Here is an 18,934-nt window from a genome sequence, read left to right as displayed (position 1 = left end):
ATTGTTTTGGTTGCATCCCAGGATGCGACCTTCAATAAAATTTTTATAAGGAGAGGGAAAATGAAAAAATTATTTGCAGTATTGATCGTAGTAATGATGGTATTCGGCCTTGTCGCTTGTGGACAAGATTCCAACGACGGCGGAGACCAAGGATCTGATGGAGACAACGGCGGAGATTCCGCAGAAGTGATCACCCTTCGACTAGCCCACAACCAGACATCTTTGGACAACCCTTACCAATTTGGCCTGAACAAATTTGCGGAAGAGTTGGAGCGTTTGTCCGGTGGCACCATGGTAGCGGAAGTATTCCCGGGAACCTTGGGAACCAACGAAAGCGAATTGGCCATGAAATTGACAACGGATACCGTTGACGTGGTGGTTGCATCTCCGGGATTCATGTCTGGAACCGGCGTACCGGAATTCGACCTTTTGTCCCTGCTGTATCTGTTTGACAGCTTTGAGCATTGGGAAACCACCATTGACGGAGAATTTGGCGACACTATGAAAGACCTGATCACGGAAAAAACCAACAACGACTTCAAAGTTGTAGGATACTATTCTTCCGGCGTACGTAACTACTATGGCAAAAAGCCCATCGTCGTACCGGAAGATGCTGCAGGATTGAACATTCGTTTGCAGGGATCTCCTGTACAACAAGAGTTCTGGAAAAAAGCAGGAGCAAACCCCATCAGCGTTGGTTGGGCGGAATTGTATCAAGCATTGAACACAGGAACTGCTGACGCAGCAGAAAACGATCATACCAACATGATGCTGCAAAGTCACCACACAACTCCAAACGGAAAATACACTTCTTTGACAAATCACGATTATACCACTCGATTGTTGTTGATGAATGGTCATACATTTGATACATTTACAGAAGAGCAACAAGGTTGGATCCTGGAAGCGGCAGAAGCTTCTGTAGCCGAGGAAAGAGCAGTTACTTACCGAATGCTGGACGAATCCAAAGCAAAGATCCTTGAAGAAGGTGGAGAGATCAACGAAGTAGACCTAGCGAAATTCAAGGCGCTGGCTCTTCCGATCCAAGATGAATATGCCCAAGAAAACGGAATGGAAGATCTTCTGGAGCTGACAAGAAAATAAGTTGACAAGGAAATAAAGGAATCAAACTTAAGGCTATGATCCCATAGCCTTAAGTATTTAACACAAGCCTTGTGTATGGAAAGGAAAAATGGTATGGATAAAATTGCAAAAAAAATCCAACATGTTGAAATAGTTTTGGGAACGCTATTCATCAGCATATTTTTTATTACGATCCTGATTCAAGTGGCCTCCAGGTATCTGGGGTTCTCTGCAACATGGACCGGAGAGGTTTCCACATATTCTTTCACCTGGGCGGTGTTTCTGGGTGCAGGTGCCATGACCTATGAAAACAAGCATTTTGCTTTTGAGTCGTTGAAAGACAAGCTCACTCCAAAGAAAAAAGAAATCGTCGAAATGATCATTTCTTTGATCGTACTGAGCTTCACCGTCTCTATTTTGTATTTTGGCGTCATTATCACCCAAAAGTTTTGGAATTATCGTTGGATCGATCTTCCCATGATGAAAATGGGTTATACCTGGTTGTGTCTGCCCATTCTGGGTGGGACGACAACCTTTTATACCCTTAATCGTATCGTCATCGCCATTAAACGCATTCGAAAGGGGGTAGCCCAATGACCCAGATCGTGCTAGTTACATTGTTCGTATTGTTTATAGCCATAGGGGTGCCCATTTCTTACGTGATCGGTGTCATCGCTTTTTTGGGGATCCTTCTGATCCCCAACCTTGGCGGGATCGTGGTCTTTATGAAACTTTTCACCGGTCTCGGTTCCTTTGTATTATTGGCAGTGCCCTTGTTTATACTGGCCGCCAACCTGATGAACCACGGTAATATATCCAGGCAGCTCATTGATTTTTCCAATGCCCTGGTTGGTCACCGGCGGGGAGGACTGGCCCATGCAAACATCATCGTATCCATGATTTTTGCCGGTGTCAGCGGATCTTCCCAAGCCGATACGGCAGGAGTGGGAAAAGTATTGATCCCGAAAATGCAGGAAAGCGGATATGACGATGGAACGGCAGTCGGGGTAACCGCCGCTTCGTCCACTCTGGGAAGCATTATTCCACCAAGCATCACCATGGTCGTTTTTGCCGGCATCGCCAACGTATCTACAGGCAAGTTGTTTCTCGTAGGGATCCTGCCCGGGATCGTATTGGGTTTGGCCATGATGGTGGTGGTATTTTTCATCAGCAGAAAACGAAATTTTCCCCGATATGAGAAAGTGTCTCTGTTGGATACAGCCAAGTTGTTCATGAAGAGCTTTCCTGCATTGATGACACCGGTCATCATTATCGGAGGGATCGTCACCGGAGCCTATACGGCAACGGAGGCGGCAGCCTTTGCCTGCGTATATGCTCTTTTCATCGGGATGTTCGTATACAAGACCATCAAACCCAGGGATCTTCCGGAGATCATGAAGGAAACCTTGAAACTGAGTTCCTTGTCCCTGTTTGCACTGGCTACCGCCAATGCATTAGGGGAGTTGTTGGGATATTACAACATATCCACCCAAGCGGCAGAGTTCTTTGCAGGGATCCCGGGAGGCGCACCCGTCTTCATGCTGGTGGTAGTGGCATTCTTCCTCTTTGTAGGAACCTTTATGGATGCAGTGCCGGCCATGATCCTGTTTGTACCGGTCATCCTTCCTGGTGCATTGGCCCTGGGCATCGATCCGGCTCACCTGGGATTGGTAGTGGTCATGACTTTGGCCTTAGGACTGGTCACGCCGCCTTACGGATTGTGCCTTTTGATAGCAGGTTCCATTGCCAATATCGATGTGGAAAGATCCTTTCATGGAGTATTGCCCTATTTCATTATTGGTGTGGTTGTTCTGATCGCGGTTGCATTGCTGCCGGACATGGTCATCGCCATTCCAAAGATCATCAGCCCCAGTTACTTCTAGCATAATAATTCATTTTCGTAAGAGAATAGAACAAACAAACATGTGACTACCAATGGATTGGTAGTCATATGTAGTTTAATAATGTATAATGTTTAAGTATGATCGGGAATACAAAAATCGTGCCAAACGGAGAAAAACAAAGGATGATTTCAAATGAATATTTATGACATTGCGAAAATAGCCGGTGTATCTCACACGACCATATCCAGGGTCATCAACAGCAAGCCTGGAGTGAAGGAAGAGACCCGGGAAAGAATTTTAAAGATTTTGGACGAGTACGCTTATTTTCCCAACAGCTGTGCCAAGGGACTGGCCAGCAATAAAAACAAGATCATCGGGATCTTGTTGATCGACGTGCGAAATTCTCACCACACGGATACAGCTTTTTACATCGAAGAATCTTTTGCCAAACTGGGATATGCCAGTATCATAGCCGCTTGCGGGTGGGATGACAGCATGCAGGATGAATACTTGCGGGTCATGGCCAGCAGAAATGTGGAAGGGTTGGTGCTCATCGGATCCCGGTTCCAAAACGACAATGCGCAAAAAAGCATCAAGAAATATTTCAACGACAAACCGGTGGTCATCGCCAACGGATATTTGCCTCTGGACAATGTCTGCGGCGTGTTGCTGGAGGAACGAAAAGCGGTATCTCAGGTGGTGGACCATCTGGTGGGAAAAGGGCATCGGAATCTGGCTTTCATAAATGACAACTGCACCGTCAGCGCCAACAACAAGCAGCAGGGATTTCTGGATGGGATCCAAAAGAACGATCTTTTGTGGAACGAAAAGAACATCTTGGATATCCATACCAGGTACTATGTCAGCAAGGAAGAAACGGAAAAGTTGCTGCGGGAAAAACCGGAGATCACCGCTATCATCTATTCGGAGGACATTTTGGCGGTAGGCGGGATCAAGGCCTGCTACAGCCTGGGGTTGAAGATCCCGGAGGATATTAGTATCATAGGATTCAACGATTCCATTTATTCGGACATCTCCACTCCCACCATCACCACCATTGACAACAGGACCCACGATACCGGGGAGTATTGCTCCAAAGCGCTCCATTCCATGTTGAACGGAGAGACGGTGGAACCGGTCTATCACTTGGAACCCACCTTCAAGATCAAGGAATCTTCCCTGTAAAGTATAGATAGAAAACGACAGAAAGGATGATCGACATCGCTTCGCTGAACCAGCATTTTTTAGTGTCTTTGCTTATCATAGTCATTGGGTTTGTGGCGGGAAGAATAGGACTTTTGAAAGAAGAGGACAAGGGGACCCTGTCCAAAATTTTGTTCAACATCACCTTGCCGGCGCTGATCATTCGGTCTCTGCAAAACGATCTGGACAGCTCCGTCTTGATTATGCTGATCTTTGGATTCGGGTTCGGTGCATTTATGACCGTGGTTTCCTGGTTCATCGGACGAAACAAGGAGCGGTCGGAACGGGGGCTTTATGCCATGACCCTGCCTGGTTTCAACGTGGGATTGTTTGCATTTCCACTGGTGGAGGCCATATGGGGGATCCCCGCACTGGTGTACGTCATTATGTTTGATATGGGCAACGCCTATATCATTTTTGGATCCAGCTATTTTTTCAGCAAATTCTATACGGGAGAACCGACGAAAATGAGCATCAAGGTTCTCTTCAGCAGTTTGATCCACTCCGTTCCTTTCATGACCTACAACATCGCCCTCCTCTTCAACCTGGTTGGTGGGAAGCTTCCAAACCTGATCATGGAAGTAGTGGGGACCCTGGGGAGTGCCAATACACCTGTTGCCTTCCTGCTTCTGGGGATGAGCATCAAGCCCAGTTTTGACAAGGATACTTTGCGGATCCTACGAAACATTCTGTTGAGCAGATATGTACTGGGAGGGGCTTTTGGAATTTTGATGTATCTGTTGTTGCCGATCCATCCCATTCTTTCACCATTGCTGCTGATCGTATTTTTGTTGCCGGTGAGCATGACCACCCTGCCTTATTCCGTGCAGCTGGGCTACGACGTTAGTTTCATCGGGACGGTGAACAGCATAACCATTATATTCAGCTATTTCGTCATCTGGGTGGTGGCGGTATTGTCTATCATGTAGGGAAGTATAGAATGGACAATTGCAATGGATAGCTGTAGGAGGAAGGAAAATGACGACATCGAATACCAGCATCGGACGAGGGAAAAAGGGGAGCAAGTTTTGGATGCAGACCCTGGTGAATCGTTTGAGTTTTCTGGTGGAACTGAGAAAACAGGGGATCGATGCGAAACTGATCTTGTTGAATCTGGTGGATGATCCCACTCATATAAAGACGGGTCTGGATGATTGGCTCCGCCATTATGAAGAAATATATCAGACCATGCTGGGGACGACCCGTTGCCCGGATCATGTGCTCTTGATAAACATGGATGTGGGTTGAAGAATTGAAAATGGGAAAAAGAAAGAATCACTACAAGGAGTGAGTGCAGAATGAAAGACATCCGGATCATGGATGGCACGATAGACGACAAGGAATCGATGTTTGCCTTCTTTTCTGAAGTGTTGACCCACACCTTTCGTGACAATGATATTTGGGACATGCAGGACGATCTGAAGGAAGAGATCGAAGAAAAAGAAGCGTTTTTTATGGAGTCGGTTCTTGAACCCGAAAAGAGCCGACGATTTCTATTGGCAAAACTGGACGGAGATCTCATTGGATGCATCGCCATAGGCCCTGCCAACGATTCCATCATCGAAGGATCAAAGGGACGATGTGCCGGTTGGTTGGAGGTAGGTACTGTATTCGTCCACCCGGATCACCAAAAGAAGGGACTGGCGGATCGAATGATCCTGGAAATGGAAAAGATGTTGAAAGACCAGGGCATGTCTCATTATGTGTTGGACAGTGGATATCCGATTTCAAAGAAGATCTGGACCAGACGATACGGCGAACCGGACTATGTCATGAAAGACCATTGGGGGGAAGGCGCAGATCATTTGATCTGGTGTGTGGAGCTTTGAATAGGGTTGAAAATGTGAAAATGGGGACGGTGACTTTTTTGCAAAAAAGTCACCGTCCCCATCAAAGATCATCCCATCACTTGGTTTCGCCCGGATTTTTTGGCTTCATACAATTTTTTGTCCGCTCGATTGATAAACGATTCTGCGCTGTCCATCTGATATTGTGCGATCCCGCCACTGATCGTTACCTTGACCCCTTCACCAAATACGTGTTCTTCGATGCGGGAACGGATTCGCTCGCCCGCGTGTTCTGCGCCTTCTTTGCTGGTGTTTGGAAGGATCACCAGGAATTCCTCTCCTCCATAACGGCCTACAGAATCCAAACCCCGGATGCTGCCGGAAAGGATCTTTGCCACTTCTTTTAATACAGTATCTCCAAAAACATGGCCTTTGGTATCGTTGATCTCCTTAAAGTGATCGATGTCAAAAATGGCAATATGGAGTTTCTCTTTGGAGAACAAGGAAGTTTTCATCTGATTGTCCAATTCTTCCATGATGGCGCCCCGGTTTCTAATTTCTGTCAAAGGATCCGTGTTGCTTTCCACTTCCAGCAACTCGTTCTCCACCCGCAATTTTTCTTCCTTGTTCTTTTGATCCGTAATGTCGAAAACGATGCCTGCGGCAAACAATGCTTTTCCATCCTCATCCCGCTGTGTCACTTTTCCACGATCGAAGAACCATTTCACGGAACCGTCCTTGGTATAGATTCGGTATTCGCATTCATAGACAGGGATCTTGCCATCCATATGGTCCTTCATGGCTTTCATAGTGGGAAGATAATCGTCTGGATAGAGTTTGTCGGTGAAGAAATCATAGCCGATCCTCTCCGGCAACTCATCCATGGAATAGCCCAATGCGGAGGCTTTCAGTGGATTAAAAACGATGTTTCCCGTTTTGAAATTCAGATACCAGTGTCCCAGGTTTCCCGTCCAGGCAAAGTCCAGCTTGTCTTCCTGCTCTTTTTGAGTCAACAGTTCACGATTTAACATCTGCAGTTCTTCGATCCATTGGATCAATTCCTCTTTTGTATAGTTGCTGTAATCCATTGTTTACCCCACTTATTTCGTTTGTTTGCAATATCTTCAGTATACATCAACGGTTGATGGGGACGGTGACTTTTTTGCAAAAAAGTCACCGTCCCCATTTACGAAACCGCTTGCATCTGCAATAATGAAAGAAATGATGGGATGAATTGGAGGGCGCAATGAAAAACAAGACGTTGGCCGAGAAAGCGGCCCAGGATCTATTATCATACATACAGGAACAACAATTGGGAGAAGGGGACCGGTTGCCCAACGAGTACGACTTGTCCAAGCGGTTGGGTGTGGGCCGAAATACGGTCCGGGAAGGGGTCCGTATTTTGGCTTCCCGCAACATCCTTCGGATCAAGCAGGGTTCCGGCACTTTTGTATCGGACCAGCCGGGTCTGGTGGAGGATCCTCTGGGTTTTTCCTTTATGGAAGACCGGCGAAAGCTGGTGTTGGATCTGATGCAGGTTCGACTCATCGTGGAGCCGGCCATTGCCGCCCTGGCAGCCCAAAATGCCACAGAGGAAGACCTGGTGCAACTGGACCGTTTATGTGGTGAGATCGAAGAGTTGATCTATGCCGAAAAGGATTTTTCCGAAAAAGATCGGGCCTTTCACGGGAAGTTGGCGGAATCCACAAAGAATCTGGTCATGAAAAACCTGATCCCGGTCATCCATCAAGGGGTACGTGTTTTCTCCGCTACCGTCTCTGCCCAGGAGTATGAGCAGACCATGGAGACCCATCGAAAGATCTTGGATGCTGTGAAAAATCGGAAAGCGGTGGAGGCGGAACAGGCCATGCGGTATCATCTGCTCTACAACATGCGACGTTTCGAACAGGAAGATCCAACCGTCTAAAAGACGGTTTTTTTTATAAATCCATAATACATAGGATGAATAATGGAATTAATCGTTTGAAATGCTTGAAAAAGCGTTTTTGTGATGATAAAATGGATACAAACATAGGATGAATAATGAGAGATCAATAAAAGAAACTTGATTTAGATCATGGAGGAGGAAATATTTTGAAAAAATATGACGTACTGGTCATCGGAGGCGGCGTGGTGGGCAGCGCCATAGCCAGGGAGCTGTCCCGTTATCAACTAAAGATCGGCGTGCTGGAGAAAAATCCCGATGTCTGCCTGGAGATGAGCGCCCGAAATTCGGCAGTGCTCCATGGCGGATTTGCTTACGAGATCGGTACCAACAAGGCTGCCCTCTGCGTGGAAGGCTGCATGGAATTCGACGAGGTGGCCCGGGAGCTAGATGTACCCTTCATAAGAACGGGGAAAGTATTGGTGGGAAACACACCGGAAGACATGGAAAGTTTAAAGGAGACCCTGCGGATCGGAAAGATCAACGGTGCCGTCGGGTTGGAGATCATCGACGAAAAGAGACTAAAAGAACTGGTACCGGCGGTGGAAGGATCCTTTGCCCTGCTATCTCCCATGAGTGGTATTCTTGATCCCTTTCAATACACCATCGGGTTGGCGGAAAATGCCGTGAAAAATGGCGCTCGCTATCATTTGATGCGGGAAGTGACGGGGATCCACAGGGAAGAGGACGGAACCTACAAGGTGGAAACATCAAAAGAAGATTTCCGGACCAAATGGGTGATCAATGCAGCCGGCCTGGGTGCCGTAAAAATATCGGAAATGCTGGGGATCACCGGCTATAAAATGGGTGGGACCCGGGGTCATTACATCGTCCTGGACAAAGCCGTTGGAGACCTGCTCCCCATGCCCGTCTATCCAGTGCCATCCACCACATATATGGGCATCCACGTGACGCCGACGGTGGAAGGAAATGTCACCGTAGGGCCGGACGCAGATCGGGTGACGGATTTGGCAAATTATGGCGTGGAACAGCACAACATGGATTATTTGGTGGAGGATGCCTCCACCTTATGGCCCCACATCCATCGGAAGGATTTCATCCGCAACTATGCCGGCATCCAGCCCACCTGGCTGGACCGGGAAGGGCCCATGAAGGATTTCGTCATCGAAGCGCGGGAAGATGTTCCAAACACAGTCAACTTGATCGGCATCGAATCCCCAGGTCTTACTGCGGCACTGCCGGTGGCAAGACGGGCGGTACAGTTGTTGGTGGAACGGGAAAAACCGGAAATGAACTCCAACTTTGATCCCACGAGAAAAAGGATCCAACGGTTTGCAGAAGCAACACCGGAAGAGCAGGCCGAATTGATCCGGGAAAATCCAGATTATGGTGAGATCATCTGCCGATGCGAGTCCGTGACCAAAGCGGAGGTGTTGGATGCCATCCACAACCCTCTGGGTGTGGAAACCATGATCGGCATGAAATATCGGACCCGTTCCATGATGGGCCGGTGCCAGGGTGGTTATTGCCAGATGCGGATCGCCCAGCTGCTTCAGGAAGAAAAAGGATTGGACGTCACCCAGGTGCTTTATGCCAGGGAGGAATCGGAATTGTTTTCAGGGAGGGTGCGATAAGATGAATACGGAGAAAAAGCAAGTCGTCATTATCGGCGGCGGGCCGGCAGGCCTGGCGGCAGCCGTTGCCCTTCATGATCTGGGCGTCAAGGACCTTCTCATTGTAGAACGGGAAAAGCACTTGGGAGGGATCCTTCGCCAGTGCATCCACGACGGGTTCGGTCTTACTCGATTCAAGGAGTCCTTGAGCGGGCCGGAATACGCCAGGCGCTTCATCGACGAAGTGGAAAAACGAAACATTTCCTATATAACGGAAACTACTGTCATCGAATTGACGGAAGACCGGATCGTACGGGCGGCTTCCAAGAAAGGACTGTTGACCTGGCAGGCCGATGCCGTCGTCTTGTCCATGGGATGCCGGGAGCGGACCCGGGGAGCCCTGCAGATCCCCGGGGAGCGTCCCGGGGGAGTCTATACGGCAGGCGTGGCCCAGTCCTACATCAATTTATACAATACCATGGTGGGCAAAAAGGTCGTCATCCTTGGTTCCGGCGACATTGGGCTTATTATGGCCAGACGACTGACTCTGGAAGGGGCGAAAGTGGAAGGGGTCTATGAGATCCTTCCATATCCCAGCGGACTGGAGCGCAATGTGGAACAGTGTCTCAACGATTTTGGCATCCCCCTCCATCTTTCCCACACGGTGACCAAGATCCATGGCGGGCGTAGGGTGGAAGGGGTGACCATCTCCCAGGTGGATCAAGAACGAAACCCCATTCCGGGAAAAGAGACTTATATTCCCTGCGACACCCTGGTCCTATCCGTAGGGTTGATCCCGGAAAATGAACTTTCCAAGATGGCCAAAGTGGAACTGGATTCCAGGACCAACGGGCCCAGGGTGGATGCATCCTACCAGACTTCCACACCGGGGATCTTTGCCGCCGGCAATGTGCTTCACGTCCACGACTTGGTGGACTATGTTTCCATGGAAGCGGAGCGTTTGGCAAAAGGAGTGGTGGATCATCTGAAAGGAGCCACTTCGAAAGAGTCCTGTATTCCGGTGTTGGCAGGAGAAGGCATCACCTACGTCCTTCCCCAACAGATCGGAGATGATCAAGAACCTTTGTTGTCCATGCGGGTACAACGCCCGGCCGAGAACATAGCTGTTGTTGTCCGGCAAGGGGAGAAAGAACTGGCCCGGTTGGAACTGGAGGAAGCCCTTCCGGCGGAGATGATCCAGATTCTTCTGGATCCTGAAAAAATCAAAAGCGATCAACCTATGGAGGTGTATGTCCGATGATGAAACGAATGACTTGCATTTTGTGTCCCAACGGGTGCAAATTGAAGGTGGAATATTCCGGGAAAGAGATCTTTTCCGTAGAGGGAGGCAAGTGCCCCAGGGGAGACAAATTTGCGGATCAGGAGATCAACGATCCCCAACGAAACATCGCCACTTCCGTTTTGGTGAAAGGGGGGAACTCCCCCTGGCCAGTGTACGTCTGACTGCCCCCATCCCCAAAGACCGGATCTTCGACGTCATGGAAGCGATAAAGGCCTTGACCTGCACGGCTCCTCTTCGTGCTGGGGAGGTCTTGATCCAGGATATCCTGGGACTGGGAGCAGACGTGATCTGCACCAAGGAAGTGGACCGGATCCAACAATAGGATGGACCCGTACCACAAGTTCATTGACGACGAGAAACTAGTATGGTAGTATTTCCCTAGAACGTTTGTGATTTTTGTCACAACGCTGAAATGGAGGAACGACCATGGTGGTTTTGGAAAAAATTAAAAAAGAAAATAATCAATCGGTAGGGGAATATGTTTACGACACGATCAAAAAGAACATCATCAATCTGAACATAAAACCGGGAGACCGGATCAGCGAAAAAGAAATTGCCGATATGCTGGAATTGAGCAGGACCCCGGTTCGGGAAGCGTTCATCAAGCTGTCCAAAGAAGGGGTGGTCTATGTATTGCCCCAGCGGGGAACCTACATTTCCAAGATCGATCTGGACCAGGTGGAGGAAGCTCGATTCATTCGGGGCAGCTTGGAAAAGGCGGTCATGGGGTTGGCCGTAAAAAAGGGGATCTCCAAGGAGTATGCCAAAGCCATCGAAAGCAGCCTGAAACTTCAGAAGAAATACATCGACAATAAAGAATACGAAGCGTTTTTGGAAGAAGACGAGGCTTTCCACAAATTGATCTTCGCCGCAACCAACAAATGCCGCAGCTGGGAAGTCATCGAACAGGTGAACACCCAGTACAAAAGAGTGCGGCTGTTGAGCTTCGAACTCTACCATTCACTGGAAACAGTATACGAGCAGCATGTGGCCATTTATGAAGCCATCGTGACCAAGGATTTGAAGAAGGCAGAAGAGATCGTTGGGGAGCACGTGGTGAAAATATTGGCGGATCAACTGGAATTGCAAAAGAAATATCCGGGATACTTCAAGGAAAACGAGGAAAAGATTCAATAGTGTTGCAGAATTCGAAAAGTCAAAAGTGGGCCAGTGGAAACCCACAGCCTGCTTTTTTATAATGAAAAATAATTGTATAAAAAGATGATATTATAAGATTTACGCGAAGAGTCGCGGGTAAAAAACTTATGAATACGTTTTACAAGAACGTTGACACAGACATACTAGTATGGTAGTATGGTGTTGTTGATAGGCAAAGCCTTCAACAAAAAACGCAATTCAAAAGAATTAGGAGGGAAGTAGGAAATGAAGAAAACAAGATTATTGGCACTATTGTTGGTACTCATGCTGTCCTTGACCGTATTCATCGGTTGTGGCGGTGGAGACACGGACGGAGAAGACAACACCGACGGAGGCAATGAAGGTGGCGGAGAAGAAGTACAAAGCATCGAGTGGAAACTTGGTCACTTGGGCAACGACACCCACATCTGGAACGTAACGGCGTTGAAATTTGCCGAGCTGGTCAGCGAGAAGACCGACGGACAGATCACCGTTACCGTATACCCCAACGAGTCTTTGGGTAATGAGATCGACACCATCAATATGATCCAGTCCGGCGCAGCCGACATGGTCATTTCCGGTGAGTCCATGCAAAACTGGGCACCCACCGCAGCCATGATGGCCGTACCATATGCATTCAACGGCGAAGCTCACATGAGAAGCGTTGTTGAAGGAGACATCGGTCGTGAGATCGAAGACGAGATCACGGAAAAAGTTGGTTTGGTCCCACTGTACTATCATGTACGTGCACCTAGAAACCTGACTTCCAACAAGCCCATCAGCACTCCGGCAGACTTGGCAGGATTCAAAATGCGGGTTCCCAACGTTCCATTGTTTGTAGAAGCATGGAAAGCAGCTGGAGCCAGCCCCCAAGTAATGGCTTTTAGCGAAGTGTTTACCGCACTGCAGCAAAACGTCATCCATGGGCAAGAAAATCCTTACGACTTGATCCACTCTGCAAACTTCAACGAAGTACAAGAATACGTCAACGAAACAGAACACGTTTATGGTTGGATCTACGTATTGGTTGGAGAAGCTCAGTTCAACGAGTTGACGGAAGCCAACAAAGCTGCCGTTCGTGAAGCTGCAGCAGAAGCACAAGAATTTGGAGACGGACTCCTGGAAGAAGAGATTGCTCGATACAAGCAAGAACTCCAAGATCGAGGAATGAAGATCAACTCAGACGTAGACAAGGCAGCATTCCAAGAGGCCATGGCACCTGCGGTACAAGAATTCCTGGACGAAGCACAACTTGATATTTACAACCGAATCGTAGAAGCTGGTAAATAGACCGACATAAAAGACTATCCATAGGATACCTCGCCGAGAGGTATCCTATCCTATTTCACACAAGGCATGTTTGGCCAATGACATGCACATATATTGTACAGCGAAAGGAGGAAGGCGATAAATCTTTGCGAAATAGTAAAGATTATATTGCAACATCATGAAAAATAATGATTATTTAGAAAAGTTTTTAAGAGCCGGAGCACTGTTGTCTTTTGGTGCGCTGATCGTCACCGTCATGCTGCAGGTTATCACTCGTTTTTTGATCCCTAGTGTGACCCTGGTCTGGACGGAGGAAGGATCCCGGTTTCTTTTTAAAGTCGCCGTGGCTTTTGGTGCACCCTTGGCCATGAAGCATGAAGAATACGTCAACGTGGACATCGTTTTGAACATGCTTTCCCGAAAGGCAAAGGACGTTTTTGAAATCATTATCCACATTATGACCATCGGATTGTTTGCCATTGTATTGAAAGAATCCTATACTTTTGTAAAAATAGGACAGTTCCAATTGTCTCCGACACTTGGGTTTCCCATGTCCATCGCCCATGGCACCATTTCTGTAGCAAGCTTTTTTATTTTGATCTACGCCATCATCAATCTGTTTCATTATTTGCAGGATCTTAAGAAACGAGGTGAAGAAGCTTGACCGCACTCATTCTGTTTGTTTCATTTATTATATTGATCTTTTTCGGCCTGCCTGTTGCCTTTTCACTGGGAGCATCCTCGTTGATCTATTTGCTGCTGGAAGACATCCCATTGACCATCATGGCCCAAAAGATGTATGCGGGACTGGATTCTTTCACATTGGTCAGCATACCCGGATTCATTCTGGCCGGTAATTTGATGAACACTGGAGGGATCACCCGACGGATCATCGATTTTGCCAATGCCATACTGGGTCATATCCGGGGGGATTGTCCCTGGCCAACATCGGTGCGTCCATGCTCTTCGCCGGGATCTCCGGTACCGCTTTGGCGGATACGGCCAGCATTGGCGCCATGCTGATCCCGGCCATGAAAGAGGAAGGATACGAAGCAGACTTTTCAGCTGCTGTAACGGCATCCTCTTCTACGGTAGGTCCCATCATCCCTCCCAGTCTGCCCATGATCATCGCCGGAACATTGACCGGGATCTCCGTTGGAAAACTGTTTTTGGCAGGAGCACTGCCGGGGATTTTGCTGGGCCTGTCCATGATGATCGTATCCTACATCATCAGTAAGAAGCGTAACCATCCAAAAGGCGAGCGACAGACCATCGGATATATTCTTCGTACTTTTAAAGATGCCATCTGGGCCATCGGCTTGACCGCGTTGATCCTGGTAGGGATCCTCAGCGGTGTCTTTACTCCCACGGAAGCATCCATCATGGCTGTTGTATATGCCGTCATCGTCGGATTGTTTGTCTACAAGGACCTGAAATGGAAGCAGATCCCGGGAGCCGTCATCGACTCCATCAAAATGTCGGCTGCCATCATGATTTTGGTTGGTTTTGCCAACTTGTTTGCCTGGATCCTGGCCAGTGAGCAGATCCCCCAAATGATCGCAAATGGGATCTTGTCCATCTCCACCAATCCCATCATCGTTATCTTGTTGTTGAATGTTTTGTTGCTCTTTGTGGGTACTTTCATGGAGACCATTGCAGCACTCATCATTCTGTTCCCGGTATTGTTGCCGGTGGCAGTGAGCGTGGGCATGGATCCCATCCAATTTGGGGTCATGGCCGTATTGAACCTGGTCATTGGATTGACCACACCACCTGTAGGAGTTTGTCTCTTTGTTGCAGGGGGGATCGCCGACGTCAGTTTGGTCAAGTTGTCCAAAGCCGTCATTCCCTTCCTTCTGGTCAGTCTGGCCGTATTGATGCTGGTCAGTTTCGTACCGGCCATCAGCATGTTCCTGCCAAGTCTGATCAATTAAGAAGTCAGTTCGCTTGATAAATAAGAACCACAAATAAATAAATTTGCAAAAGGAGCGTATCGATGAAAATCAAAGCGGTGCAAGTAACCGAACCGAAAAAGATCCAAATCGTTGAAGTGGACATGCCCACAATACAAAATCCGGACGAGGTATTGATGCGGGTGAAAGTGGCCGGCATCTGCGGTTCTGATGTTCACATTTTCCATGGCACCAATCCCATGGCGTCCTATCCCCGAATCATCGGCCATGAGTTTGCCGGCGAGATCGTGGAAGTGGGAAGTGATGTGACAAAAGTATCCGTTGGAAACAAAGTCGTGGCAGAGCCCATCTTCTATTGCGGGGAATGCTATGCCTGCAAAAGCGGACGACCCAATGTCTGTGAAAACCTGGAAGTGCTGGGCGTTCATCGGGACGGCGGCATGCAGGAATACGTGGTATTGCCGGTAAGCAAGGTCCACGTCATCGGAAACGATGTAGACTGGGAATTGGCAACCATGGTGGAACCCTTCACCATTGCGGCACAAAGCACCTGGAGAGGGAATGTCACAGCCGGAGAGACGGTCCTGATCATGGGCGCCGGACCCATCGGCATGGGGATCCTCCAATATTCCAAGTACAAGGGAGCCACCTGTATCGTCTCTGACATCGACAACGAGCGTCTGGAAGACGCAAAAGCCATGGGAGCCGATCATGTGATCAATCCCCTGGAAGTGGACGTGGTGGAAAAAGCCCTGGAACTGACGGGTGGAAGCGGACCCAATGTGACCATTGATTCTGCCTGTACCCTTCGAACTTTCGAGCAGGCGGTGGAAATGACTTCTCCCGCAGGTCGTGTGGTCGTGTTGGGCTTCAACGTGGAGCCTTCTCAAATCCCACAAGTGCTGATCACCAAAAAAGAACTGACCATCGTTGGTTCCAGACTTCAGACCTCCAAATTCCCGGAAGTCATCGATCTGTTCAACAAGGGTGTATTGAATCCAAGAGCACTGGTGACCCAAAGTTTCCCATTTACGGAAGTGGAAAAAGCCATGGCCGTTATTGAAGACAAGTCCATCAAGAAAAACAAGGTCATTCTGACCTTTTAGAAACAAGCAGGATCTGCTATAAGATTCATCGTGAAATACAAGGAAGAGGAGGAATACATCATGCAAATGACATGGAGATGGTACGGCATCAACAACGACGACATCACCCTGGACCACATTCGACAAATTCCCGGTGTGACGGGCATCGTATGGTCCCTTCACGATAAAGTGGCCGGAGAAGTTTGGGAAGAAGAGCGGATCAAGGAAACCATGGACCACATACGTTCCAAAGGATTCAACGGAGACGTGGTGGAAAGTGTCAACATCCATGACGACATCAAACTGGGCAACGAAAACCGGGACAAATACATCGATATCTACATCGACACGATCCGAAAACTGGCAAAAGAAGGGGTCAAAGTGATCTGCTACAACTTTATGCCCGTATTCGACTGGACCCGAACGGACCTCTACAAGGAACTGGAAGACGGAAGCAACGCCCTCTTCTATGAAAAGGCGCTGGTAGAGGGGATCAACCCGAAGGAGATCGCAGATCGGATCCTGGAAGGGGCGGGAGACAAGACCATGCCCGGATGGGAACCGGAACGATTGAACAAGTTGGAAGAGCTTTTTGAAAAATACAAGGACATCGACGAAGACAAGCTTTTCGAAAACCTGAAGTATTTTCTGGAGCGGATCATTCCTGTCTGCGAAGAGGTGGACGTGAAAATGGCCATCCATCCCGATGATCCACCGTGGCCGATTTTCGGACTTCCTAGAGTTATTCGAAGCCGGGATCACATTAAAAAATTCCTGGGTCTGGTGGACAGCCCCTACAATGGTCTGACCTTATGCACCGGCTCTTTGGGACCGGGACAAGCCAGCGAGATTCCGTCCATCGTACGAGAATTTGGGGACCGGATCCACTTTGCACACATCCGAAACGTTCGGGTCTACGAAAATGGAGACTTTATCGAAGTCAGCCATCGGGCGCAAGACGGCAACGTGGATGTGGTGGAAGTGGTGAAAGCATACCATGAAATGGATTTTAAAGGATACGTGCGACCGGACCATGGTCGTCACCTGTGGGGCGAAGAAAAAACCTGTCGTCCCGGTTACGGACTCTATGACCGGGCTCTGGGCATCATGTACATGTGGGGTATTTGGGATACCCTGGAGAAGGAAAGGGCTGCAAAATGAAACTGGAACGAAAAGCTTTGAAGGATAAACAAGCCTGGTTGGACCAAGGTATTGCACTCCCTGAGTTCGACCTGGACAAGGTAACGGAAAAGACCCTGGAACATCCAGGTTGGATCCACTTTGGCGCAGGAAACATCTTTCGGATCTTCCCGGCCCGTGCCCATCAAATGCTGTTGAACCAAGGGGCGGCGGATACAGGGATCATCGCTGTGGAGACCTTCGATTTTGAGATCGTGGAGCGGGTTTTTGACGCCTATGACAATCTAACCTTGTCCGTGATCATGAAAGCGGACGGCACTCTGGATAAGGCGGTGGTGGGAAGCATCGTGAAGGCTCTCACTTCCCGGGTGGACAATGGAGATTTCGACAAGCTGGTGGGTTATTTCACCGATCCGTCCCTGCAGATGGCAAGTTTTACCATCACGGAAAAAGGATACGCCATCAAGGACCATATGGGCGATTACCTGGGCGCCGTTCAGGCGGACCTGGAAGCGGGTCCACAAGCGCCCCTTCACGCCATGAGCGTGTTGACCGCCTTGTTGTATCAACGATTTTTGGCAGGAGAATTGCCTTTGGCCGTTGTGAGTATGGATAATTGTTCCCACAACGGAGACAAGATCAAGGCAGCAGTAACGGAGATCGCAAAAGTTTGGGCAGGCAAAGAGATCGTGAAACCGGAATTTTTAGAGTACCTTGGAGATGTTTCCAAAGTATCCTTTCCTCTGTCCATGATCGACAAGATCACCCCCCGACCTTCTGAAAAGGTACAGGAAGCATTGGAAGCGACCGGTTTGGAGGACATGGGCGTCATCGTTACGGAGAAGAACACCTACACCGCTCCTTTTGTCAATGCAGAGGTCAGCGAATATTTGGTCATTGAGGACCTGTTCCCCAACGGGCGACCCCCTTTGGAAAAAGCCGGCATCCTCTTTGGAGACCGGGAGACGGTGAACAAGGTGGAAACCATGAAAGTGACTACTTGCCTGAACCCCTTGCATACGGCATTGGCAGTGACGGGATGTCTTCTTGGTCATACTTTGATCGCTGATGAGATGAAAGACGAAGAGTTGAAGAAGCTGGTGATGAAGATCGGATACGACGAGGGACTGCCTGTCGTGATCGATCCCGGCATCATCGACCCGAAGCAATTCATCGACGAAGTGGTGGGGGAGCGATTCGTCAACCCATTCATTCCGGATACGCCCCAGCGGATCGCGACGGATACCTCTCAAAAGGTGGCCATCCGTTTTGGAGAAACCATCAAGTCCTACGAGGAAGATCCCAAGCTAGATCCGTCTACTTTGGTAGGGATCCCTTGGCCCTTGCGGCCTGGCTTCGATACCTGATGGGCGTGGACGACCAGGGACAGGAAATGATTTTGTCTTCCGATCCCATGCTGGATGTTTTGAAACCGATCCTGGAACCGGTGAAGTTGGGAGACACTACTGCTGATTTGTCGGAGATCCTGAAAAATGAAGAAATTTTCGGGGTGGACCTCTATGAGGTTGGCCTTGGAAGCAAGGTGGAGGAAATGTTCCTCCAAATGATCAAAAAAGAAGGCGCCGTCCGAGAGACGTTGAAAGCTTACTTATAGAAGAATTAAATGGGGACGGTGACTTTTTTACAAAAA

General features: G+C 48.7%; 16 protein-coding genes and 3 pseudogenes. 18 read left to right on the top strand and 1 reads right to left on the bottom strand.

The window, feature by feature from the left end; genetic code table 11:
- Nucleotides 1–60 precede the first annotated feature (60 nt).
- From J0B03_RS03855 to J0B03_RS03825, 7 genes are all read left to right on the top strand, one after another.
- A complete protein-coding gene (locus tag J0B03_RS03855) occupies nucleotides 61–1,104 on the top strand; it encodes a TRAP transporter substrate-binding protein (RefSeq protein WP_207300548.1) in 1,044 nt (347 codons plus the stop codon).
- Between the two features lie 93 nt (nucleotides 1,105–1,197).
- Nucleotides 1,198–1,680 carry a TRAP transporter small permease gene (locus J0B03_RS03850; protein WP_207300547.1) on the top strand — a complete coding sequence of 161 codons (483 nt, stop codon included), beginning with the start codon at nucleotides 1,198–1,200 and terminating at the stop codon, nucleotides 1,678–1,680.
- Nucleotides 1,677–2,966, top strand: a complete 1,290-nt coding sequence (locus tag J0B03_RS03845; RefSeq protein ID WP_207300546.1) for a TRAP transporter large permease — start codon at nucleotides 1,677–1,679, stop codon at nucleotides 2,964–2,966. Before J0B03_RS03850 ends, J0B03_RS03845 begins: the two co-directional genes overlap by 4 nt.
- A gap of 153 nt (nucleotides 2,967–3,119) precedes the next feature.
- Complete coding sequence (locus tag J0B03_RS03840; RefSeq protein ID WP_207300545.1) at nucleotides 3,120–4,112, top strand: LacI family DNA-binding transcriptional regulator; 993 nt, start codon at nucleotides 3,120–3,122, stop codon at nucleotides 4,110–4,112.
- 26 nt (nucleotides 4,113–4,138) lie between these two features.
- The gene (locus J0B03_RS03835; protein WP_207300544.1) at nucleotides 4,139–5,059 is read left to right on the top strand and encodes an AEC family transporter; all 921 of its coding nucleotides are present in this window, start codon (nucleotides 4,139–4,141) and stop codon (nucleotides 5,057–5,059) included.
- A gap of 49 nt (nucleotides 5,060–5,108) precedes the next feature.
- Complete coding sequence (locus J0B03_RS03830; RefSeq protein ID WP_207300543.1) at nucleotides 5,109–5,378, top strand: hypothetical protein; 270 nt, start codon at nucleotides 5,109–5,111, stop codon at nucleotides 5,376–5,378.
- Between the two features lie 50 nt (nucleotides 5,379–5,428).
- Nucleotides 5,429–5,959, top strand: a complete 531-nt coding sequence (locus tag J0B03_RS03825) for a GNAT family N-acetyltransferase (RefSeq protein ID WP_207300542.1) — start codon at nucleotides 5,429–5,431, stop codon at nucleotides 5,957–5,959.
- A 68-nt stretch (nucleotides 5,960–6,027) separates the two neighbouring features.
- On the opposite strand, the gene J0B03_RS03820 is transcribed toward J0B03_RS03825, so the two are convergent.
- Nucleotides 6,028–7,005, bottom strand: a complete 978-nt coding sequence (locus J0B03_RS03820; protein ID WP_207300541.1) for a sensor domain-containing diguanylate cyclase — start codon at nucleotides 7,003–7,005, stop codon at nucleotides 6,028–6,030.
- Nucleotides 7,006–7,163: 158 nt separating this feature from the next.
- Here J0B03_RS03820 and J0B03_RS03815 point away from each other — a divergent pair, with 158 nt between their 5' ends.
- The 11 genes and pseudogenes from J0B03_RS03815 (at nucleotide 7,164) to J0B03_RS03765 (ending at nucleotide 18,898) form a co-directional block, all read left to right on the top strand.
- Nucleotides 7,164–7,844, top strand: a complete 681-nt coding sequence (locus tag J0B03_RS03815) for a FadR/GntR family transcriptional regulator (RefSeq protein ID WP_207300540.1) — start codon at nucleotides 7,164–7,166, stop codon at nucleotides 7,842–7,844.
- Between the two features lie 167 nt (nucleotides 7,845–8,011).
- The gene (locus tag J0B03_RS03810; RefSeq protein ID WP_374058614.1) at nucleotides 8,012–9,457 is read left to right on the top strand and encodes an NAD(P)/FAD-dependent oxidoreductase; all 1,446 of its coding nucleotides are present in this window, start codon (nucleotides 8,012–8,014) and stop codon (nucleotides 9,455–9,457) included.
- Nucleotide 9,458: 1 nt separating this feature from the next.
- Nucleotides 9,459–10,697 carry an NAD(P)/FAD-dependent oxidoreductase gene (locus tag J0B03_RS03805; RefSeq protein WP_207300539.1) on the top strand — a complete coding sequence of 413 codons (1,239 nt, stop codon included), beginning with the start codon at nucleotides 9,459–9,461 and terminating at the stop codon, nucleotides 10,695–10,697.
- Nucleotides 10,694–11,061: pseudogene (locus J0B03_RS03800) on the top strand (DUF1667 domain-containing protein). Before J0B03_RS03805 ends, J0B03_RS03800 begins: the two are co-directional and overlap by 4 nt.
- 104 nt (nucleotides 11,062–11,165) lie before the next feature.
- On the top strand, nucleotides 11,166–11,876 hold the full coding sequence (locus tag J0B03_RS03795) for a GntR family transcriptional regulator (RefSeq protein ID WP_207300538.1): 711 nt from the start codon (nucleotides 11,166–11,168) through the stop codon (nucleotides 11,874–11,876).
- A gap of 246 nt (nucleotides 11,877–12,122) precedes the next feature.
- Nucleotides 12,123–13,166: a TRAP transporter substrate-binding protein gene (locus J0B03_RS03790; protein ID WP_207300537.1), complete on the top strand. Its 1,044-nt coding sequence runs from the start codon at nucleotides 12,123–12,125 to the stop codon at nucleotides 13,164–13,166.
- 157 nt (nucleotides 13,167–13,323) lie between these two features.
- Nucleotides 13,324–13,809, top strand: coding sequence for a TRAP transporter small permease (locus J0B03_RS03785; RefSeq protein WP_207300536.1), 486 nt, complete (start codon nucleotides 13,324–13,326; stop codon nucleotides 13,807–13,809).
- Nucleotides 13,806–15,079 (top strand): annotated as a pseudogene (locus tag J0B03_RS03780) (TRAP transporter large permease). Before J0B03_RS03785 ends, J0B03_RS03780 begins: the two are co-directional and overlap by 4 nt.
- A gap of 62 nt (nucleotides 15,080–15,141) precedes the next feature.
- Nucleotides 15,142–16,164 (top strand): zinc-binding alcohol dehydrogenase family protein, encoded by a 1,023-nt coding sequence (locus J0B03_RS03775; protein ID WP_207300535.1) that lies wholly within the window; start codon nucleotides 15,142–15,144, stop codon nucleotides 16,162–16,164.
- Nucleotides 16,165–16,224: 60 nt separating this feature from the next.
- A complete protein-coding gene (uxuA, locus tag J0B03_RS03770; protein WP_207300534.1) occupies nucleotides 16,225–17,304 on the top strand; it encodes a mannonate dehydratase in 1,080 nt (359 codons plus the stop codon).
- Nucleotides 17,301–18,898: pseudogene (locus J0B03_RS03765) on the top strand (mannitol dehydrogenase family protein). Before uxuA ends, J0B03_RS03765 begins: the two are co-directional and overlap by 4 nt.
- Nucleotides 18,899–18,934 lie beyond the last annotated feature (36 nt).

This window comes from Alkalibacter rhizosphaerae (genome assembly GCF_017352215.1).
Lineage (GTDB): Bacteria > Bacillota > Clostridia > Eubacteriales > Alkalibacteraceae > Alkalibacter > Alkalibacter rhizosphaerae.
This window is presented reverse-complemented; position numbering and strand designations above follow the sequence as displayed.